Annotated in this window: 16 protein-coding genes and 1 pseudogene; 4 read left to right on the top strand and 13 right to left on the bottom strand. The window is 72.4% G+C overall.

The genetic code is table 11. From position 1 onward, the window contains the following. Positions 1-42 precede the first annotated feature (42 nt). Both ACH47Z_RS05490 and ACH47Z_RS05485 read left to right on the top strand, forming a co-directional pair. Positions 43-720, top strand: coding sequence for a response regulator transcription factor (locus tag ACH47Z_RS05490; RefSeq protein WP_399070768.1), 678 nt, complete (start codon positions 43-45; stop codon positions 718-720). Between the two features lie 3 nt (positions 721-723). Continuing rightward, a complete protein-coding gene (locus ACH47Z_RS05485; protein ID WP_399070767.1) occupies positions 724-2,100 on the top strand; it encodes a sensor histidine kinase in 1,377 nt (458 codons plus the stop codon). Positions 2,101-2,116: 16 nt separating this feature from the next. Here the strand turns inward: ACH47Z_RS05485 and ACH47Z_RS05480 are convergent, their stop codons facing one another. The 6 genes from ACH47Z_RS05480 to ACH47Z_RS05455 form a co-directional block, all read right to left on the bottom strand. Then, positions 2,117-3,388 carry a P-loop NTPase fold protein gene (locus tag ACH47Z_RS05480; RefSeq protein ID WP_399070765.1) on the bottom strand — a complete coding sequence of 424 codons (1,272 nt, stop codon included), beginning with the start codon at positions 3,386-3,388 and terminating at the stop codon, positions 2,117-2,119. Positions 3,389-3,484: 96 nt separating this feature from the next. Beyond that, positions 3,485-6,589 (bottom strand): hypothetical protein, encoded by a 3,105-nt coding sequence (locus tag ACH47Z_RS05475; RefSeq protein ID WP_399070763.1) that lies wholly within the window; start codon positions 6,587-6,589, stop codon positions 3,485-3,487. Positions 6,590-6,697: 108 nt separating this feature from the next. Next, positions 6,698-7,273, bottom strand: coding sequence for a TerD family protein (locus tag ACH47Z_RS05470; protein ID WP_399070761.1), 576 nt, complete (start codon positions 7,271-7,273; stop codon positions 6,698-6,700). 101 nt (positions 7,274-7,374) lie between these two features. Further along, positions 7,375-7,665 (bottom strand): Sec-independent protein translocase subunit TatA, encoded by a 291-nt coding sequence (gene tatA / locus ACH47Z_RS05465; protein ID WP_399070759.1) that lies wholly within the window; start codon positions 7,663-7,665, stop codon positions 7,375-7,377. A gap of 65 nt (positions 7,666-7,730) precedes the next feature. Beyond that, on the bottom strand, positions 7,731-8,426 hold the full coding sequence (locus ACH47Z_RS05460; RefSeq protein WP_399070757.1) for a lytic transglycosylase domain-containing protein: 696 nt from the start codon (positions 8,424-8,426) through the stop codon (positions 7,731-7,733). A 230-nt stretch (positions 8,427-8,656) separates the two neighbouring features. Beyond that, positions 8,657-9,751: a hypothetical protein gene (locus ACH47Z_RS05455; protein ID WP_399070755.1), complete on the bottom strand. Its 1,095-nt coding sequence runs from the start codon at positions 9,749-9,751 to the stop codon at positions 8,657-8,659. Positions 9,752-9,874: 123 nt separating this feature from the next. Here ACH47Z_RS05455 and ACH47Z_RS05450 point away from each other — a divergent pair, with 123 nt between their 5' ends. After that, positions 9,875-10,075, top strand: coding sequence for a hypothetical protein (locus ACH47Z_RS05450; protein WP_399070754.1), 201 nt, complete (start codon positions 9,875-9,877; stop codon positions 10,073-10,075). Between the two features lie 126 nt (positions 10,076-10,201). Here the strand turns inward: ACH47Z_RS05450 and ACH47Z_RS05445 are convergent, their stop codons facing one another. From ACH47Z_RS05445 to ACH47Z_RS05430, 4 genes are all read right to left on the bottom strand, one after another. After that, positions 10,202-10,870 carry a response regulator gene (locus ACH47Z_RS05445; RefSeq protein WP_399070751.1) on the bottom strand — a complete coding sequence of 223 codons (669 nt, stop codon included), beginning with the start codon at positions 10,868-10,870 and terminating at the stop codon, positions 10,202-10,204. Next, positions 10,867-12,129 (bottom strand): sensor histidine kinase, encoded by a 1,263-nt coding sequence (locus ACH47Z_RS05440; protein WP_399071376.1) that lies wholly within the window; start codon positions 12,127-12,129, stop codon positions 10,867-10,869. Before ACH47Z_RS05440 ends, ACH47Z_RS05445 begins: the two co-directional genes overlap by 4 nt. A gap of 65 nt (positions 12,130-12,194) precedes the next feature. Continuing rightward, a complete protein-coding gene (locus ACH47Z_RS05435; protein WP_399070749.1) occupies positions 12,195-13,043 on the bottom strand; it encodes an ABC transporter permease in 849 nt (282 codons plus the stop codon). Beyond that, entirely contained in the window at positions 13,040-13,987 is a 948-nt protein-coding gene (locus ACH47Z_RS05430) for an ATP-binding cassette domain-containing protein (RefSeq protein ID WP_399070747.1), read from the bottom strand. The genes ACH47Z_RS05435 and ACH47Z_RS05430 overlap by 4 nt, the downstream gene beginning before the upstream one ends. Positions 13,988-14,766: 779 nt before the next feature. Here ACH47Z_RS05430 and ACH47Z_RS05425 point away from each other — a divergent pair. Beyond that, entirely contained in the window at positions 14,767-15,042 is a 276-nt protein-coding gene (locus tag ACH47Z_RS05425; RefSeq protein ID WP_399070745.1) for a hypothetical protein, read from the top strand. On the opposite strand, the gene ACH47Z_RS05420 is transcribed toward ACH47Z_RS05425, so the two are convergent. The 3 genes and pseudogenes from ACH47Z_RS05420 to ACH47Z_RS05410 form a co-directional block, all read right to left on the bottom strand. Next, on the bottom strand, positions 15,026-16,312 hold the full coding sequence (locus ACH47Z_RS05420; protein WP_399070743.1) for a phosphodiester glycosidase family protein: 1,287 nt from the start codon (positions 16,310-16,312) through the stop codon (positions 15,026-15,028). The genes ACH47Z_RS05425 and ACH47Z_RS05420 overlap by 17 nt on opposite strands. A 101-nt stretch (positions 16,313-16,413) precedes the next feature. Then, positions 16,414-17,478, bottom strand: coding sequence for a LacI family DNA-binding transcriptional regulator (locus ACH47Z_RS05415; RefSeq protein WP_399070741.1), 1,065 nt, complete (start codon positions 17,476-17,478; stop codon positions 16,414-16,416). 125 nt (positions 17,479-17,603) lie between these two features. Beyond that, positions 17,604-19,994: pseudogene (locus tag ACH47Z_RS05410) on the bottom strand (beta-galactosidase). Between the last annotated feature and the right edge of the window lie 58 nt (positions 19,995-20,052).

The following is a 20,052-nucleotide window of genomic DNA, read 5'->3' as shown; positions in this document are numbered from 1 at the left end:
GCCGCCGGTCCCGCGGCTGGCTATCGTGGACTCGAGGCTGCCATGCGGACGCTGATCATCGAGGACGAGCGCGGGCTGGCCGGGGTGATCGCCGACGGGCTCGCCGCCGAGGGCTTCGTCGCCGAGGTCGCGCACGACGGGACGGACGGCCTGTGGCGGGCGCTGCACGAGTCGTACGACGTGATCGTGCTCGACATCATGCTGCCCGGCCTGTCCGGCTACGAGGTGCTGAAGCGGCTGCGGTGCGCCCGGGTCTGGACACCGGTGCTGGTGCTCACCGCGAAGGACGGCGAGTACGACGAGGCGGACGCCCTCGACCTCGGCGCCGACGACTACCTGAGCAAGCCCTTCTCGTACGTCGTCCTCGTCGCCCGGCTCAGGGCGCTGCTGCGCCGCGGGGCACCGGCCCGGCCGGCGGTGCTGCGGGCCGACGACCTGAGCGTGGACCCCGCCCGCCGCCGCTGCCGGCGCGGCGAGCGGGACATCGAGCTGACCGCGCGGGAGTTCGCCCTGCTGGAGTACCTGGTCCGGCATGCCGACGAGGTGCTCAGCAAGACGGACATCCTCACCCATGTGTGGGACGAGCACTTCGACGGTGACACCAACATCGTCGAGGTCTACGTCGGCTATCTGCGGCGCAAGATCGACGCACCGTTCGACCGCCGCACCATCGAGACGGTCCGCGGCTTCGGATACCGGCTGCGCGGCGGCGCGGGGTGAGCGATGGCGGCCGACGCCCGGTTCTGGTGGGCCCGCAGATCGCTGCGGCTGCGGCTGACGGCCGCCGCGGCCCTGGTCATCGCCGCCGGTCTGGCCGGGGCCGCCGTACTCCTCGTGGTCTGGCTGCACGCCAGCCTGATCCACGGCCTGGACACGGCCGCCCTCCAGCGTGCCGAGGTCGTGGCGGCGGACGCCGACAGCACGCAGATCGACGCGGAGGTTCCCGCGGGCGGCCACGGGGAGGTCGCCGTACAGATCGTCGACCGCGCGGGCGACGTGATCGCCAGCTCGGCGAACCTGCGCGGCAGGCCCCGGGCGTTCTTCTTCCCGGCGAGCGGATCCGGCACCCCCAGGGCACACACCGTCCATGACATCCCGGTGGGCGCGAGCGGCGCCTGGCGGGCCGTCGCGGTCCCCGCCGGCGCGGCCCGCACTCCGTGGACGGTGTACGTGGCCCTGCCCACCGAGAGCGTCGACCGGGGGCTGGCCCGGCTCACCGCCGGCCTGGCGGCGGGCACCCCGGCGGTCGTCGCCCTGCTCACGGCGGTGGTGTGGCTGCTGACCGGGCGGGCGCTGCGCCCCGTGGAGGCGATGCGCGCCCAGACCGCCGAGATCACCACGTCCGACCTCGGCCGACGGCTCGACGTGCCGCCCACCGCGGACGCGCTCGCCCGGCTCGCCCGGACCCTGAACGACCTGCTCGCCCGTCTGGACACCGCGACCCGCCGCCAGCGCCGGTTCATCGCGGACGCCGCCCACGAACTGCGCAGCCCCCTCAGCGTCCTGCACACCCGGCTCGACGTAGCCGCCCGGCACGCCCGGTCGCCGGAGGCGCAGGCCCTCGCCCGGTCCCTGCTGCGGGAGTCCGAGCGGCTCACCCGGCTCGTCGACGACCTCCTGCGGCTGGCACGCCTCGACGACCAGCCCCTCCTCCGGACCCACTCCGTCGACCTGGACGAGATCGTCTTCGCCGAGGTGCGCGAGGCCCGGCTGCGTGCCCGGGTCCCGATCGACCAGCACGCCGTCGGGGCGGCCCGCGTACCAGGAGACGCGGACGCGCTCGCCCGTGTCGTCCGCAATCTCCTCGACAACGCCGTCCGGTACGCCGACAGCCGGGTGGAGGTCAGCCTGCGCACCGAGGACGGCACCGCCCGTCTGGTCGTCGCCGACGACGGCCCCGGCGTCCCGGACGCCGACAGCGAGCGCGTCTTCGGCCGCTTCACCCGGCTGGACGACGCCCGCTCCCGGGACACCGGCGGCAGCGGTCTGGGCCTGGCCATCGTCCGCGAGGTCGTCACGGCCCACCATGGCCGCACACTGCTCGAGGACAACGAACCCGGCGCCCGGCTGATCGTCCTGCTGCCGACGGACGAGCCCTGACCCGGGGTCTTCGGATCTACTCCGGATCGACCGGGCCGGCGGTGCTGCGCAGGGTGCTGATCATCTGCACGACGACCGGGCCGCCCGGCGGGTCCAGGCGCTCCCCGCCGGAATAGGTGAGGAGGCGCTCGAGAACCAGGTTCGTTGCGAAGTCATGCAGGTGCTGCGGGAGTTGCAGCGTGGCGGTCTGACGGATGGACGGTTGCGTCTGGGCCTGCTCGAAGAACCTGGTCAACGTCTGCCAGGAGTCGGGCTCGGCGGTCAGTGCGTGGAAGAAGCCGCGGTGCAGCGTACGGATGATGAGCAGCATCGCCAGCTGGAGGCGGTACCGCCGGTCGATGGCGCCGGGCGGCAACTGGCCGCGGGAGACGGCCAGAGCCATGTTGAAGACGTTGATGTAGCGCTTGAGCCGGCGCGGATTGCCACCCAGGCCGCGCTGGAGCAGCTCCCAGAAGACGGGGTCGTCCGACAGTTCCAGGACATAGGGCCTGTAGGCCTCGCGGAGGGTGTCGAACCCCACGTCCGGGAGAAAGAAGGGCAGTTGGACGATCTTTTCGAGGTAGGCCATGCCGGACGCCACATCGGCCGGTGCCCCCTTGAGGGCCGCGCCGAACTTGTTGGTGGCGATCGCGGCCAGCACGTCGACGTCCAGGGCGAGGACGAAGACGCACTGCGACTGGGCCAGGAAGAGCTTCAGCGACTCCAGCACCGTCATGGCCGACTCGGGGCTGCACCGGTCGAGGTCGTCCACGAAGACCACGAGCCGGCCGTCCTCACCGACGAACTCCCGTACGGCGTCGGCGAAGTCGGCCTCGAAACGGTTCACCTGCCGGTACTGCTCCGCGTCACCCTCGGACAGGCCCTTCAGCAGTGCGTCGACGTCCCCGCTCTTGATGACACCGCCGGTGCCGAGCGCGGCCGCGGTGCCCAGTCCGGCGCGGACCGAGAGCCAGGTCGCGGCCTTGGCCAGCTTGACGGCCTTGTCCTTGAGCGTCTCCTCCTGCTCCATCTCGGCGAGGATGGTGTGCAGCAGGGCCGCCCAGACCTCGACCTTGCGGTCGTACTTCCAGGGGTTGAACCAGATCGTCCGGGTGCGACCGGCCTTGAACCGCCCCTCCCAGAGCCGCAGAAAGCTCGACTTCCCCGCACCCCAGGAGCCGAACACCCCGACGGTCAGCGGCAACGGCGTGGCCTGCTCCACCGCCGCGTGCAGGACGTCGACGTACGGGCCGAAATGGAACGAGTCGTCCTCGGGGGCGACGACGGGATTGTCGGTGAGGGGACGCAACGAGTCTGCTCCTGTCGTACGGAAGTCACTTGCCCTGCGGGCGAGTTCGGCTGTCCAGTGTGTCAGGAGAACGGATGGTCCGGGCGGTGTTCGGTGTTATAAGTCGTGCCAGCCCCAGGGGCGGGAGGGGGCGCCGTCGGGTTCGCGGCCGAAGGGGTAGGCCTCTCTGAGGTCCGGGGCGATGTCCAGGGCCAGCAGGAACTCACCGGAGTCGGCCGCCGTGGCGGCCAGCATGTCGACCTGGTCCAGGGCCCCCGCCTCCCGCATGGCAGCGGCGACATCGGCCGTGGTCCCGGGCCGCGAGAAGTCCGCGGCGGCCACGAGGCGGGTGGCCAGTGCGGAGATGGCCCTGGAGGCTCTGGCTGCCTTGAGCAGTTGCAGGAGCCCCATCAGGTCGTAGCGGTGCGCGCGCGTGAACACCGTACCCTTCGTCGCCACTTGGGCCTCGATCTCGATCAGTACCCGCCGGAAGGCGGAGGCCAGATCGTGGTCCATGAAGTACGCCAGCAGTACGTAGGCTGCTCCCGGTGACGTGACGTCGGCCTCGGCGGCGACCCGGTCGGCCAGGGCTACCGGTTGTTCGCGCGGACACAGCGCATCCACGGCATCCATGAGCCGCACCGCTGCGTCGACGTCCGTGACGTCGCATTCCCGGACCGCACGCGCGGCCACCTGGGACACCAGCTCGCCCTCCCCGCACTCTGCGAGCTCGTACAGCAGATCGGCCGTCCCCTCAGCGCGGTCCAGTGGAACCGCCGTCCCCATCCCTCGACCGCGCAAGGTGGCGATCTCTCCGTGTGCTCCCAACCGACGTAATTGCGCGAGAAGTTGGGCGAGATGTTCCGGGTCATCAAGGCCGACGTCGACGGCGGGGCAGCGCCCCAGCAGGGTCCTGACGGAAGCGTCCATGTCGTACTCGCTGAGCGTGCGCAGTACCCAGGCCGTCATGCCGGCGTCCCCCGCGGGCAGCCATTCGGCGACGGCGCGGGTGACCTCGGCCACGAGGTCACCCGCCTCCCACTCCAGAATGTCTCTCAGAGCTTCCAGCTCGTCCGCCGAGCGGAAGGAGTACGGTCTGGCGGCACTGCGAGTGATCAGTGCGGCCAGCCGTTGCTCCGTGCCCAGCCTCCGAGCGGCGGAGAGGAGCCATACGACCGTATCGGCATCCGTGAGATCCAGGCGATCCTCGGGCAGCCTGAACGGCAGGCGCGCCACAAGCTCGTCATGCAGCTGCAACTCCTCCGCCATCATGTACAGCCGTGCGGTCCACGCCACATCAGCCGTCTGCGCGTGCGCGTTCAGTCGGCCGATCACCTCGCTGAGGTGTCGTTCGGCTCCCGCGTCGTACAACACCTTGAGTCCGCCGACAGCGTCGTCGAGGGGCACCCCGCTCACGAGGTCGAGCCCCAGGACACGCTCGATGTGCCGGTGGTCCCCGACCCTGATCAACGCTCTCAGGAGCATGACGGCCTCCGGGGGGTCCAACCCGTCGAGCTGAGCGCACGCGCGATCGGTGGCCTTGGCCAACTGCCGCTCGGCACGGGCCTCGTGCAGGAAGACGAGAGCCAGGTACGACAGTTCACTGACGTCCGACGTGGCCATACGGTCGGCCAGTGTCTCGAACTGGTCGTGAGCCCCGAGCACCTTCATCTTCGCAAGGAGTCGGTAAGCGTCCGGAAGGTCGTTCAAAACCACCTGCGACGCCGGATCGCGCGCCAGGAGCACTCTGACATCCTCGTCGTCGCCAAACTCGGTCAGAACGTCCAGCAGAACGTCCAGCGCCGAAACGTCGCAGAACGAGGTCTCGGCCACCGTCCTCTTGATGAGTTCCCGGATCAACTCGTCGGCTCGTTCCTCTTGGAGGAATCGAATCAAGCGCGCTACTTCGGAGGAGTCGGAGACGTTTGCGTTCCGGACGATCCACGCCATGGCCTCACCGGCGGTTCGAGCACTCGCTGAGGCAACAACCGCCGCCAGACGGCCCGCTCCCGAGGCGGCACCGGCCGACAACGCGGTCCTCAGCATCCGGGCGCTCAGCCGGTACAGGCCACGCCGCTGCGCCTCCCCGGCAAGCGCGGCCAGACGGCCGGTGTCCGCGTGGGCCACGGCGGCTTCCCAGAACGACTCGGGCGGCAGTGCGGCCACGCGTTCCGACCGGCCGAGCTGCTCCAGGTAGTCGGCCAGCCGTCGGGGAACCGGCTGCCCGCCGGCCGTCTTCGTCGTCCGTGACTTACGGGGACTCAGCGGACCCAGCACCCCCTTGCACGGCCTCGCCGCCTGGTCGAGCGCCTCGCGCAGCCAGTCGTCCCCGTCCCCGGCCTCCAGCCACTGGAGGTCCGTGAGGTAACCCGGGGCGGCGTCGCGGAGGAACTCCACGGGAATCCACTCCTCGAACGCGCCGAGCCGGCGGGCGTCCATGGCCGCGTGCACCAGTGCCTTCACGGTGGGCGAGGCGGTCCGGTAGGCGGTGAGGAGGGCGGGAACCCCCGCCAGGTACTGGGTGATCTGGCCACGGTCCGCGTCGGCGGCGGCCCAGGCGAGGCGAGGGTCCTCGGCGGCGGCGCGCCGCAGGGCGAGCAGGGCGCTCGGGCCGAAGGCGTCCGGGACTTCGATGGCGCTGTCCGCCAGCAGATCGCGGGCCTGGGCGTGCGGATCGGCGCCGCCGTCGGCCGGATCCGCCGTGAGCTGCCGCCAGTGTCGCGGCCAGAGGGTGGCCAGGACGAGGACGGGGCCGCGTGCCGGGTCGGCGAGCAGGCCGCGCAGCCGGGCCGCGGCCTCCTCGCCCGCGCCCGGCGGACCGACGTAGTGCTGGACCTCGTTCAGCCAGATCACCGTGCGGGGGCCGACCCGGTCGATGCCGTCCAGCAGAGCCTCGACCCGTCCGGGGCTGACCGGGTGCCACAACCTCCAGCCGCGGCCCAGTTCCCGTACGGCTTCCCAGCAGGCCCGCGTCTTGCCGGTGGACGATCCGCCGACGAGGGTCACGAGCGCGCTGCTGCCGCCGATCGCCCGCGCTACGGCATCGGCGAGGTCCCGGTCGTGGGGCCGTGGGACGTAGACCGGCAGACCCGGCATGCCGTCCGTGAGGGGGCCCAGGTCGATGGCCCGGTGCACTTCGAGCAGCAGCGGGTCGGTCTCGTACACATGCAGCGGCTTGCCCACCCCACGCTGTTCGTGTGCGAAGTCGCCGTCATCGACCACCTGATGATCTCCGTAGCGCTCGGTCCGGGGACACCGTCATCGGGTGCGGGACATCGTACAAACCCGTTTCCCGGAGCGCTGTGGGCGCCGGCGTGGCGGCCGGCCGTGTCAGACGTTGACGCCGAAGTCCTGGGCGATGCCCCGGAGTCCGGAGGCGTAGCCCTGGCCCACCGCGCGGAACTTCCACTCGCCGGCGTGCCGGTACAGCTCGCCGAAGACCATCGCGGTCTCGGTCGAGGCGTCCTCGGAGAGGTCGTAGCGGGCGATCTCCTGGCCGTTCGCCTGGTTCACGACGCGGATGAACGCGTTGCGCACCTGGCCGAAGCTCTGGCCGCGCACATCGGCGTCGTGGATGGAGACCGGGAACACGATCTTGGCGATCTCGGCCGGTACGGCGACCAGGTTCACCTTGATCGACTCGTCGTCGCCCTCGCCCTCACCGGTGAGGTTGTCGCCGGTGTGCTCCACCGATCCGTCGGGGCTGTTGAGGTTGTTGTAGAAGACGAAGTGCTGGTCGGAGACCACCTTCCCCGTGGCGTCGCAGAGCAGGGCGGAGGCGTCCAGGTCGTAGTCCGCGCCGGTCGTGGTCCGCACGTCCCAGCCCAGTCCGACCACCACGGCGCTCAGTCCCGGCGCCTGCTTGCTCAGCGATACGTTGCCGCCCTTGCCCAGGGAAACTCCCACGACACTTCCTCCCGACTGCGGTTCACCTGTCCGTTCACTCCGTTGAACGTCGTCCCCGCCGTCGCGGTTCCACGATGTGCGCAAAGGTTGAACTGTGGGCGTCAGTGGGCCGCGTGGTTCTCCGTGGCCGGTGCGGCGGTCTCCGTGGCCTCGGACGCGACCGGGGCGAGCCGGGGTGCCGACGCGCTGGTGGCGGTCGTGTGTTCCTCGGGAGCGGTGGCGGACGGGGTGGCGCCGTCGTCCCCCTTCATGGCCTTGGCCTCGCTCCTGAGGATGCGCAGGGACTTGCCCAGCCCACGAGCGGCCTCCGGCAGTCTCTTCGAACCGAACACCAGGATGATGACGATCGCCACGATGAGCAGGTGCCAGGGCTCCAGTCCGTTGCGGAACATCGCGCCCACCCCTCCTTGGATTGCCTCTTTGCGCAACTGTACAACCGAGCCTGGCCGTCGCCGCCTCAGTCCGTGCCGACGGCCTCGCCCGCCTTGGTCCAGTTCGCGTGCAGCCGGTCCAGATACGAGCGGGCCTGGCTGCCGGGGGTGGCACCGCGGGCGAAGGCGAGCATGTTGCCGGCGCCGGTGTTGTAACCGAGCGCCAGCAGGTCGTTCGTCGCGTACGAGGCGGGCCGACGAGCAGGCAACTGGGCGGCCAGGTCGTGCAGGTACCAGGCCTCCGCCTCGATCGCGAGGTCGCGGTCGTCCGGCAGCTCGCCCCAGCTGCGACCGGCGAAGTCCCGGCCCTGCTTGACCTCGTCGAAGGTGGCGCGATGCATGTCGGCGATACCGAAGGCGGCGTCGGGCTTGTACTTCTGCCAGGCCCGCTCGAAGGCCGCGTCGTGCGGTTTGTACGCCTCGTTGTAGAGGATCGCCATCAGCAACTGGGCGCTGACGCCCGTCTGCCGGGCCCGGGCCCGGACCTGTGCGGCGTACCGGGCGGGGTCGTACGACGAGGTGGCCGCCGCCGCGGGTGAGGGACCGGACGCACGGGCCGACGGGGTCGGCGTGGAGGCCGACGCCTTCGCCGGCGGCGGGGTGTCGCCGTTGTCGTCCTCACCGCCGAAGAGGCCCGCGGCACGCAGGACGACGTACAGCGCCAGGGCGAAGACCGCCACGGCGAGCAGGCGGCGGCGCCTCGGCCGCACGGAATCCGGCATGCCCGTCCCCTCTGGGAGTCGGCCGCGCGCGCCGATGAGGCCCGCCGGGCGGATGACCCGGCGCACGCGCGCCGGATCAGTTTAGGCAACGGGTCCCGTGAGCCGGTCGCGCAGCACCGTGTCCATCGTGACGGGTTCACGGCCGAGCAGCCGGCCAGCCCTCTCACTGGGGACGCCGTGCCCCACCGGACCGTCCCGGAAGGCACGACGCGGGCGCGCAGCGGTGCCGGTCAGTGCGGGCGGACGTCAACTGCCGGAGCGGAAGGCGCCGTCAGGGTCCAGCGGTGCAGTGTCTCGGCGTGTGTGTCGTAGGTGAGCCAGGTCCCGTCGCCGAGCGGGCGGACATCGGGGCCGACAGGGCCCGTGGGATACGTGACCGTGCCGCGTATCTCCAGTGTGCGGGCGTCGAGGAGCCAGTGGCAGATCCGCTTCCCGTCCTCGGTGGGTTCGACCGTCGAGGCGATGACGGTGTCGGCGTCGACGAAACCGGAGTAGTAGGACCACTGGTGCGGGGTGTCGCTGTCGGCCCGCTCGGCCGGTCGCTCGGCGAGGACGGTGCCGTCCAGGGCGTGCAGGCGCAGGTCCGCGCCGTAGTGCTGGGCCGTCAGGAAGCCCGGGTGGCCCGGATGGACGTCCATCAGGATGCGTTCCATGCTCTCGTTCAGGTCCCAGCCGGTCAGCGTCGTGCCGTCCCGGCGCGCCCAGTGCAGCAGGATGCCGTCCTGGCCCATGCCGATGCACAGGCCCATGTGCACGCCGTCGGGGTGGGAGAGGTGATGCGAACCGGCGGCGGCGCTGTCCAGCCGCAGCGAGGCCAGTTCACGTCCGTCCCGGGCGTCCAGGACGACCCAGCGCTCCTCCCAGTCGCCGTCGTCCGGCTCGGTCACGATGTGCGCCCAGACGAGCCGGCCGTCGTCGGAGATCCGGCACGATCCGTGCTCCGAGCCCCGGCACACCTCCTGCTCGTCCCCCGAGTGCGGGTGACCGATCTCGGGCCCCCAGCAGGCGTGCCGGTACTCCCACAGCGTCTCTCCGCCCGCGCCGACGGCCCGCACCGCGCGCTGTCCCGAGAACACGGCGAACGTGCCGTCGGGACTCACCGAGTGGACGCCGTGACCCCAGCCCGGCCAGGGCAGCGGGAAGACGGCACTCGGCGCGCGCTCGCCCGCGAACACCTCGTCCAGCTCGTAGACCTCCAGCTCATGCCCGTTCCGGAGCAGCGCCCGGCATGATGCGGCCCCGCGGCTCTCGAACCCGAAGCCGTCGAACAGCGCGTCTCCGCCCGGCATCCGGACCGAGCCGCACAGGTGTGCAGTGATCGCCATGGAATCGACGGTACCGGGCACCACCGACACTCCCCGGCTCACGGCGTGGCGGGATCCGTGGGACATAGGTCGATATCGCCGTGGCCCCCGTCGGCCCCGGCGACAAAGCTGGAGGACGTCAAGGTGGACGTGCTGGAACGCTTCGTGCCCGGTTTCGAACGCGGCGATTTCGTGGACACGATCCTGGAGCTCTCCGCGCGGGCCCGGCGTACGGCCTCGGTCGCCGGTGCGGCCCGCGGGGTTGCCCGGCAGCTGGTCGTCTTCATGGGCCGGCCCGGAGGCCAGTCGCAGTGCTCGCCCGGCATCTCGGCCGGACCGGGATGACACCGGGGCAGTACGTCGAGGCCGTGCGCACCGCGGCCGCCCAGGCGCTCTGGGGGGCGCGCCCACGACGTACCGCGCCCGCTTCCGCACCACCGTCACGGCGCCGGAGTGACCGGTGAAAGAGCTTCACCCGGCGTTCGGGCGGGCGAGCCCGTGGTCGTAGGCGAAGATCACGGCCTGGATGCGGTCGCGGGCGCCGATCTTGGCCAGGACGCGGCCGACGTGGGTCTTGACCGTGGACTCGGACAGGACGAAGTGGGCGGCTATCTCGCCGTTGGTCCAGCCCTTGCCGACGGCGACGAGGATCTCGCGCTCGCGGTCGGTGAGGGAGCGCAGCCGCGCGTCGTCGGCGTCGTCGCCGCCGCGTACGGGGCCGTAGCGGGCGTACTCGTCGAGGAGGCGGCGGGTCAGGGACGGGGCGATGACGGCGTCGCCGGCGGCGACGGCGCGGATCCCGGCGAGGAGTTCCTCGGGGCGCGCGTCCTTCAGGAGGAAGCCGCTGGCCCCGGCCCGCAGCGCGGCGTGCACGTACTCGTCCAGGTCGAAGGTGGTCAGCACGAGGACGCGGGAGCGGGCGCCGGCGGCGGTGATCCGCCGGGTGGCCTCGATGCCGTCCATGCCGGGCATGCGGACGTCCATCAGGACGACGTCGGGGCGCAGCTCGGCGGCCTTGCGGACGGCCTCGGCGCCGTGCGCCGCCTCGCCGACGACCTCTGTCTCGGGGACGGCGTCGAGGAGCATGCGGAAGGCGAAGCGCTGCAGCGGCTGGTCGTCCACGACGAGCACGGTCGTCACCGGGCACCGCCCTGGGGTGTCAGGTCGAGGACGGCCTCCACGGCCCAGCCCCCGCCGGCGGCGGGTCCGGCGCTGACGTGCCCGCCGTAGAGCGCCGCTCTTTCTCGCATGCCCACCAGGCCGTGTCCTTCCTCGTTCCGTGGTTCCGGGTGTCCGGCGGGGCCGCTGCCGTTGTCCCGGACCCGGATGATCAGCCGGGTGTCCTCGACGACGACCGACAGGTTCACCCGGGTGTCGGCGCCGGCATGCTTCAGGGTGTTCGTGAGGGCCTCCTGGACGATGCGGTAGACCGTCAGCTGCACCCCGCTGTCGAGGGCGTCCACCTCGCCGACGGTCCGGTAGACGACCTCCAGGCCGGCTGTGCGCACACCATCGCACAGCGTCTGAAGGTCCGCGATGCCGGGCTGCGGACTGAGTTCCGGCGCCTTGGCGGGACCGTCCGGGTCCTCGCGGAGCACGCCGAGCACGCGCCGCAGCTCACCGAGGGCCATCCGGCCGGTGTCGCCGATGAGCCGCAGCGCCTCCTTGCCACGTTCGGGGGCCGTGTCCGTGGCGTACACCCCGGCGTCGGCGAGGGAGATCATGACGGACAGGTTGTGTCCGACGATGTCGTGCATCTCGCGGGCCACCCGGGCGCGTTCGGCGGCGGTCGCGAGCCTGCTGCGCTGGTCGCGCTCGATCTCCAGGCGGGCCGCGCGGTCCCGCAGCCCGGCGAGCTGGGCCCGGCGGATGCGGACCACCAGGCCGAGCGCCAGGGCCGCGATCGCCGTGCTCAGCAGGAAGAACAGGGCGTCCCAGACGGACACCGTCACCGAGGCCCGTACGGCGACCAGGACCAGCGCGGCCGCCATGACCCCGCAGGCCCACGGCAGCTGCCGCAGCGTGCCGTGCAGGGCCAGGCTGTACAGGGCGATGAACAGGGCGACGTCCGCGCGCAGCACGGCACCCAGGGACCACTGGAGGACGAACACGGCCGCGATGACGGCGAAGGCCGCCATGGGTCTGCGCCGCCGCCACAGCAGAGGCAGGACGAGTCCCGCCTGGAAGGCGAACATGCCCGCCGGGTGAAGCCGGGTGAAGGCGAGCCGGAGGCGGCGGGGAGCGTCGTTGTCGCCGCCGTACCCGTGCAGCAGGTCGGGCAGGCAGAACATCAGGAAGACGACGACCACCACCGCCGTGTCCAGCACCCAGGGGTGGGCGCGGTCGGCCTGGCGCAGCCGCTGGCCGCCCCGGGACAGCCGGGCGACCAGCGGTCCCATGCCGCTGACGTCGTCGGTGATGGTGCTCGTCGTCAAGGGTGTCACCTGACCATGGTGCAGGGCGGTCAGACGTCGCTGCGCACCAGCCGGTACGCCGCTCCGGCCAGGGCGAGTGCGGTCCAGCCGAGGAAGACCAGCAGTCCGGCGGCGGGCGAGAGGGTGGTGGAGTCGTGGGTCAGCGCGAAGATCGACTCGCCGGCGTTGCTCGGCAGGTAGGGGCTGATGTTGTCCTGCCAGGAGCTGGGCAGGAGCGAGATCAGGCCGGGGATGAGCATCAGGGTGGCGACCAGGACCGAGATGCCTCCGGCGACCGAGCGCAGCAGCGCGCCGAGGGCGGTGCCGATCACGCCGACCAGGCCGAGGTAGAGCCCGGCGCCCAGCAGGCTGCGTACGACGCCGGCGTGGCCGAAGCCCATGGCGGCGGGCGTGCCGGAGACGATCTGGCTGCCGATCCCGAACGTGACGACCGCGCCGAGGGTCGCGACCACCAGCGCGACCAGTCCGTAGACGGCCGCCTTGGACCACAGCACGGGCAGCCGGCGCGGGACGGCGGCGAGCGTGGACCTGATCATGCCGGTCGAGTACTCCCCCGCGGTGACGAGCACGCCGAGGACGCCGAGCGCCAGCTGGGCGAAGTGCGTACCGAAGAGGGACAGGCTGACGGCGGTGGAGTGGGCGAAGTCCCCGTCCATGTGATGCCCGGAGTCGATGTTGGACTTGTACCGGGAGGCGGCGATCAGCCCGAACAGGATCAGGAACAGCAGGGCCAGCCCGAGGGTGATCCACGTCGAGCGCAGCGTCCACAGCTTGGCCCACTCCGAGGAGAGCACGCGCCGTCCGGTGACCCGGTAGGCGGGGCGGGCCGGGGCGGTCGAGGGTGCCTCGGCCGTGTCGGTGGTGGTCAGGACGCTCATGCGGGCCTCCCGGCGGCTTCCAGGGTCTCGGTGGCGGTCGTGGAGCCGTGGTACTCGACGGCGTCCCTGGTCAGGTTCATGAAGGCCTCCTCCAGCGAGACCGTGCGCGGGCTCAGCTCGAACAGCGCGATGCCGTGCTCGGCCGCCGCCAGCCCGATCTCCCGCGCGGTCAGGCCGGTGACCTGGAGTTCCTCGGAGCCGATGCGTCCGGTGATGTCGACACCGGGGCCGGCCAGTACGTCCCGCAGCCGCGCCGGGTCCTGCGTGACCACCTTCACGGTGTCGCCGCCCGCCTCACGGATGAGGTCCGGCACGGTGGTGTCGGCCAGCAGCCGGCCGCGCCCCACGATGATGAGGTGGTCGGCGACCAGGGCCATCTCGCTCATCAGGTGGGAGGAGACGAAGACGGTACGGCCCTCGTCGGCGAGCGCTTTGAGCAGGTTGCGGATCCAGAGCACACCCTCCGGGTCCAGCCCGTTGACCGGCTCGTCCAGCATCACCGTCTGGGGGTCGCCGAGCAGCGCGGCCGCGATGCCGAGCCGCTGGCCCATGCCCAGGGAGAAGGCTCCGGCGCGCTTCTTCGCCACGCTGCCGAGACCCGCGAGGTCGATGACCTCGTCGACCCGGCGCCGGGGGATCCCGTGGGTCAGCGCGAGCGCGCGCAGATGGTGGTAGGCGGAGCGGCCCGGGTGGATCGACTTGGCCTCCAGGAGCGCCCCGACCTCCTGAAGGGGCGCCCGGTGCCGGGCGTAGGGGTGGCCGTTGACCCTGACGGAGCCGCTGGTCGGGGCGTCGAGCCCGACGATCATGCGCATGGTCGTGGACTTCCCGGCGCCGTTGGGGCCCAGGAAGCCGGTCACGGTGCCGGGCTTGACGGTGAAGTCCAGCCCGTCCACGGCGGTCTTCTCGCCGTACCTCTTGGTCAGCTGCTGTGCCTCGATCATTCGCGTTCTCTCTGTCGGCCGCGGCGCCCGCCGATAGCCCCTGGCGCCTCACCGGCCAACCTAGGTTCGGCCGGTCCCGGATCCGGTCGTACCGGGGACTGAAACGGACCGGTCTCGTGGTACCGCGGTACTACGCGCGCAGGTCGACGGATCACAGGGCCGGACGGAGAAACCGTGTCTCCGGACCGACGGATCGCGGCGCCAGGCCTCACTCGTGGGACCAGCCGGCGCCGGTGCGGTCCTCGTCGGCCGGGACCGTGGGCGGCAGCGGGCGCGGTGCCGGCGCCAGGCGCGCAGGGCCCCCGCCGTGCCGGCGACGACGGCCGCGGTGACGAGCTGGGCGGGCACTTCGGTCAGCAGTCCGTGAACCAGGAGATCGAGGGCGTGGTGCAGGAAGTCGGGCATCGGCAAGGTCTCCGTCCGTGGGCCGGGCCAAGGGGTGGCACGCCGCTCGCCACGGAATCGCGGCGCGGCGCCGGGTGCACCGACCACGCTCCAACTGCTGTGACGGACCGGTCCACTTGTCCGGCCGCCGGGCTGGACAAGTACGGACAAGCGCCCGTTGTCCGCAAGAGAGTTGAGGAGTCGCGCGGTGGTCGGGGGACGTCGGCGCACCCGCTCCAACCACGCGCTGATCCTGAGCGCCGTCGGTGAGCGGGAGGCCGCGCACGCGCTGATCGAGCGGGCCCTGGACGAGCTGACCAGGGCCGTCGGAGCGGTACACCCTTACACCCTCGGCTGTGCCGTCAACGCCTCCGGCCTGCGCCACCTCGTCGGCGATGTCGAGGCCGCGGCCGCGCTCAGCCAGGTCACCGTCGTCCGCGCCACCGAGAAGCCTCGGCCCCACCCACCCCCTCACCCTGTCCGCCCGGGTCGCCCACGCGGCCGACCTGCGCTTCATGCGCGCCCCCGAGGCCGCACGTTTCGAGGAGCAGACGTTGTACACGCTGGAGTCGGCCTTGGGGACACACACCCCCCAGACCGTCGCCGCGCGTTCCCGCACTCGCCCTTACGAGGACTTCGAAGCCGACGTCTTCCTCACCGAGATTCCGTGACGGGAGCGCCGGGTACGAAGACGAGGGCGTCGCCGACGGCCCGTTCCGTGGGGCCGCTGGGCCGGTTGACCAGGGTGCCCTCGACGGACATGGTGGTGGAGCCGCCGCCGTCGAGGTTGACCGCGTCGGTGAGGCCGAGGGCGTGGGCGACGGCCGCGGTCTCGTGCATCGTGGTGCCGACGCTGGTGGTCATGCGGCCGTCGATGGTCGCCAGCACGATCTTTCCGTCGCGGGTCGTACCGGCGAGGGTGCGCGGGTTGCGGTCGAAGAAGCTCCCCGAGCCGCCGGGGACGACGATCCGGCCGTGCGCGGTAAGGCGGTAGCGGCCGTTCACGCCGAACAGCCCCGGGTGGACGGCCAGTCGGCTGCCGTGCTCGTCGGTGAGCACGGAGTCGGTGCGCAGGCAGCCCCGGGCCGCGGTGTGCAGCAGGGCGGCCGCGTCGGCGCCGGTGGCCTGGACGGAGGTCTGGCCGCGGGTCAGTGCCGTACCCCTGGACGTCAGGGTGCGTACGACACAGCCGTGCCGGTCGAGGATCACCTCGACGCCCGCGCCGGAGGGGGTGGCGGCGGCGAACTCGGGGGTGAAGCGGACGACGTCGCCGGGGACCGGGCAGCGGGTCTGGTCGGGCAGGTCGGCGCAGGCCGCGGGGACGACGGGCGGATGGTTGACGTACTTCAGGGGGAGCGTGGCGCCGGTGCGCCGGTTGTGCAGGCTGCCGGACCAGCTGAGCCGGCCGGTCAGGACCCGGTTGTCGCGGGCGTCCACGACGAGGTCGGCCTCCGCGCTGTCGCCCGTGGGCTCGCTGAGCAGCCGCCCGTCGTAGAGACCGAGGCCCACCGGGTCGCCGGGGTACTCGGCGCTGGCGGTGAAGGTGAAGAAGGAGGCGTTGACGCCGACCAACGCCTTGGCGTGGCGGACCAGTTCGGTCGTCTTCTCGGTGTGGGCGAGGTCGGGGCCGTAGGTCGCCCGGAGGTGTCCGCGTGCCCTGCGCGGGTCGATGGTGAGCACGTTGACCACCCAGGGGCCACGGGTGGTCGTGTTGATCTGGTCGGGCGGGGCGGGTTCGGTGCCCCGGACGATGTGGGTGAGGGTGACACCGTCGGCGAGGGTCCGTGTCGTGCGGGTCTCCGCCAGGCCGGGATCGCCGAGCGGGAGCGTCGGCTGGGCGGCGGAGGCACGGCCGGCCGGCGGGGCGAGCAGCAGGACCAGGGCGGCCGCGGTGAGGGCCGTCGCGCGCTTCAGGGCGGATCCGTACGAGGTGAAGGTCATGTACGGGAGCGTGCTCGGCGCGCGGGACGGTTACCCGTGCGGCGGTTGATCCGTCGGCCCCGGTTGGATGAACTGCTGTTGACACAGGTGGGGTTGGCCGGTCAGCGGGCCGGGGCGGGGCCGGTGCTGCGGCGGACGACGAGCTCCACGGGGACGACGGGGGCCGCCCGCACCGTGCTCTCTGCGTCGATGCGGTCCAGCAGGAGCCGCAGGGAACGGGTGCCGATCTCGGCGAAGTCCGTGCGCACGGTGGTCAGCGGCGGCAGGAAGTGCGCGGCCTCGGGAATGTCGTCGTAGCCCACCACGCTGACCTCGTCCGGGACGCCGCGCCCGGCCTCGTGGAAGGCACGCAGCACGCCGAGGGCCATCTGGTCGTTGGACACGAACACGGCCGTGACCTCGGGGCGTTCGGCCAGCCGGCGGCCCAGCGCGTAGCCGGAGTCGGCGCTCCAGTCACCGAAGATGGGTTCGGGGACCCGCGCGCCGGCCGCTTCCAGGGTGGCCCGCCAGCTCGCCGCGCGCAGCTCGGCGGAGGTCCAGCCGTGCGGGCCCGCGATGTGCCAGACGGTGGTGTGGCCGAGGCTCAGCAGATGCTCCGTGGCGGCGCGCGCACCGGCCGTGGAGTCCGCGGTGACGAGCGGGGTGCCCTCCCCGAGGTCGTTCTCCAGCACCACCATGGGCGTGTCGAGCGGCGCCTCGGCCAGCGCCTTGCCGACCGGGCGCTGCGGGGCGATGGCGATGACGCCCTCGGCGCCCTCGGCCGAGAGCCGGTCCAGGGCCCGTACCACCGTCTCACGCGAGGCGGTGTCGAGGGCGATGGAGCTGACCAGGTAACCGGCGTCCTGGGCAGCCCTGTTGATCGCGGTCAGGATCGACGCGGGCCCGAACCGCGCCGCGTCGAAGGAGATCACCCCGAGCATCCCGGAGCGGCCGCTGGCCAGCGACCGCGCGCTGCGGCTGGGTCGGTACCCGAGCGTCCGCATCGCCTCCAGCACCGCCTCGCGGGTCTCCGCGCGGACGGCCGGGTGGTCGTTGAGCACCCGGGAGACGGTCTGTTTGGACACGCCGGCCAGCTTCGCCACGTCGTCCATCACGGGACGGCTTCCCGCGAAGTTGCGCCGGCTGCGCCGCTGGGGACCCGTGCCCTCGGCGGTGGATGCGGTCATACGGGTGTGTGTCCTCCGGCCTCGATACGGCGGCCCCGATACGGCGGTCCTCTCCCGCCCGGCGGTTTCCAGGATAGGCCGGGCGGGAGAGGCGGCCGTGCGGGCCCGTGTCATGACCAGCCGGCTCAGCCGGCGCGGACCGCCCGGACCCGGGTGGTCCGCAGCTCGGCCCGGTGGATCACGGCCGTACCCCGGTCGGTGTCCGCGGCGGCGGGCACATACACCGGGGCGTCGACGGCGAGCGGCAGGACCCGCACGCGCAGCCCCTCGCCTCGCAGGGCTTCGGCGGGGAGCCGGTCGAGGGCGATGTCCCAGGGCCGCCCGGAGTGGAACTGGTCGGCGACGAGCCGGTCCCCGACGTAGGCGCGGGCCACGTCCCCGGTCCAGGTCAGGCGCAGCAGCGTGCGGTCCGCCCCGGCCAGGACGGTCTCCGGCAGGTCGATGCGGTACTCGGCGGCGACGGTGTCGAAGTGCGTGTCGTCGGGCACGCTCGCCCGGCCCTGCACACCGGTCACGGTCACGGGTGCCGCTCCGGCGGCCCGCACCGGTGTGGCCGTCACCGGGAACTCGGTTGCGGGCTCGGGCGTGACGAGCGTGTAGCGGGTGAGGACGCCGTCCGCCGCCTCCTTCACCGTGGCGCCGGCCACCACAAGGGGCTTGTCCGGAGCGGGCAGCACCGCGAAGGCCGGCTGGGCTGCGGCGCCGTGCACGCGGACCTCGTCGTGGTCGAAGACGACGGGGTCGGCGCTGAGCAGCAGTCGCTCGGCGCCCCAGGCGGTGCCCGTGTAGACGGTGCGCGCGGCCGCCGCGTCGAGCACCAGCAGGCCGACCCGGGTACCGTCCGCCGTCTCCGCCTCGACCAGGGCGTCGGTACCGGGTCGCAGACCGGTGACGAGCACGCGGTCCCCGGCCGTGACGGTCTCCCCGCTCGGGCTGCTCACCGACCTCAACGTGTCGGCACGCAGGGCGAGTTCGGGTGCGATGCCGTCCGTCGCGGCCAGCACCAGGACCGTACGTCCGTGCTCCTCGACCGTGCACACCGGCTGGGCGGTGGCCCAGTCCAGGAGCAGGCCCGCGATGTCGAGGCGCAGCGGCCAGCAGAAGTAGGCGCCCGTGGGGACGGTGACGGGTGTGCTCGGCAGGGTCAGCGCGGGGGCGTCGGGGAACTCCACGGTGAAAGGACGTCTCCGTGTGCGGCGGGAGCGGTTCGTGGGGCTGGTGGTTGGTGACGAAGAGGAAGCCCGAGGTGCCGTCGGCCCGCACGGCCCAGCGCAGGGTGTCCCGGTCGTGCTGCCCGGCCGGCCGCCGCTCGGGCAGTACGGACCGCATGGGCGCGATCCGCTCCCCGAAGTCGGCCAACAGCAGGTGCTGGAGCCGCAGTTCGTGGTACGAGGGCCGGACCTGGCCGTATTCGCCGAGGGGGCCTGGAAGTCGTACGTCAGCAGGGGCAGGTCGTTGGGGTAGCCGGTGGCGTGCGACTCCTGGAGGGAGGTCCGTTCACCCGCCGGGTTGGTGCCGCCGTGGAACATGTAGTAGCCCTGCCACACCGAACCGCAGCCGATCTTCGTCAGGCCCAGCGCGCCGATGTCGGCGGCGTCCACGCGCGGCCGGCGGTGGTAGGCCACGGCCATGCCCCCGCCCAGCTCGCAGGTGGCCCACGGAAAGCGGTCCGCGTGGGCCTCCGGGTCGCCGCCACGCACGGCGGTGGGGCGCAGGTCGGCGCCGATGCCCTCGTCGTCACGCTGGTGGGTGAAGAAGAAGTGCTTGCGGCAGGTGTCGGGCCAGCCGCCGTCGGCCTCGGTCCAGAAGGCCTCCGGGTAACCGCCGTACAGCGGCAGCAGTTCCTCGCCGGGGAGCTGGACACCGCCCCAGGCCGTCGACGTCCACAGCGGCGCGCTCAGTCCGGCCTCCTGCGCCATCCGCTTCAGGGTCAGCAGATGGCCGGGCCGGTCGTACAGCTCGTTCTCGATCTGGATCGCGACGATCGGGCCGCCGTGCGCGCGGTCGAGGCCGCGCAGCTGCTCGGCGAGGGCCGCGAACCAGGTGCGGACGGGTTCGAGATAGGCGGGGTCGTCGGTGCGCGGGGCGCAGTCGCGGGCCAGCACCCAGTCGGGCAGTCCGCCGTTCCGCACCTCGGCGTGCGACCAGGGTCCGATGCGGGGGACGAAGTCCAGGCCGTGCCGGGCGGCGAGCTGCGCGAACCGGCGCAGGTCGCGGTCTCCGTCGAAGCGGACACGGCCCTCGGTCTCCTCGTGGTGGATCCAGATGACGTAGGAGGCGACGGCCGTCACCCCGGCCGCCTTCATCTTCAGCAGCTCCTCCTCCCACTCCCCCGCCGGGTAACGGGAGTAGTGGAACTCACCGGAGACCGGGAACCAGGGGCGGCCGCCGCGGGTGAGACACCGGCTGGTGACCTCGATGGGGTCGGGCACGCCGGGTGCGTCCGCGAACGGCAGACGGCCGGTGAGCGGTGCCGCGGCGGGGCGCGGGACGCGCAGGGTGTGCGGGAGGGGCATCAGGGGTTCTCCGTCGGGTGGCGCGGCAGGGCGAGGGTGCCGTCGGGGGCGGACCGGT

Source organism: Streptomyces sp. NPDC020192 (assembly GCF_044388685.1).
Lineage (GTDB): Bacteria > Actinomycetota > Actinomycetes > Streptomycetales > Streptomycetaceae > Streptomyces.
This window is presented reverse-complemented; position numbering and strand designations above follow the sequence as displayed.

Coding starts and splice junctions, on each gene's coding strand:
- ACH47Z_RS05490 (WP_399070768.1), top strand. CDS start 43: ATGCGGACGCTGATCATCGAGGACGAGCGCGGGCTGGCCGGGGTGATC.
- ACH47Z_RS05485 (WP_399070767.1), top strand. CDS start 724: ATGGCGGCCGACGCCCGGTTCTGGTGGGCCCGCAGATCGCTGCGGCTG.
- tatA (WP_399070759.1), bottom strand. CDS start 7,665: ATGTTCCGCAACGGACTGGAGCCCTGGCACCTGCTCATCGTGGCGATC.
- ACH47Z_RS05460 (WP_399070757.1), bottom strand. CDS start 8,426: ATGCCGGATTCCGTGCGGCCGAGGCGCCGCCGCCTGCTCGCCGTGGCG.
- ACH47Z_RS05455 (WP_399070755.1), bottom strand. CDS start 9,751: ATGGCGATCACTGCACACCTGTGCGGCTCGGTCCGGATGCCGGGCGGA.
- ACH47Z_RS05440 (WP_399071376.1), bottom strand. CDS start 12,129: ATGGGACCGCTGGTCGCCCGGCTGTCCCGGGGCGGCCAGCGGCTGCGC.
- ACH47Z_RS05435 (WP_399070749.1), bottom strand. CDS start 13,043: ATGAGCGTCCTGACCACCACCGACACGGCCGAGGCACCCTCGACCGCC.
- ACH47Z_RS05430 (WP_399070747.1), bottom strand. CDS start 13,987: ATGATCGAGGCACAGCAGCTGACCAAGAGGTACGGCGAGAAGACCGCC.
- ACH47Z_RS05425 (WP_399070745.1), top strand. CDS start 14,767: ATGTCGAGGCCGCGGCCGCGCTCAGCCAGGTCACCGTCGTCCGCGCCA.
- ACH47Z_RS05420 (WP_399070743.1), bottom strand. CDS start 16,312: ATGACCTTCACCTCGTACGGATCCGCCCTGAAGCGCGCGACGGCCCTC.
- ACH47Z_RS05415 (WP_399070741.1), bottom strand. CDS start 17,478: ATGACCGCATCCACCGCCGAGGGCACGGGTCCCCAGCGGCGCAGCCGG.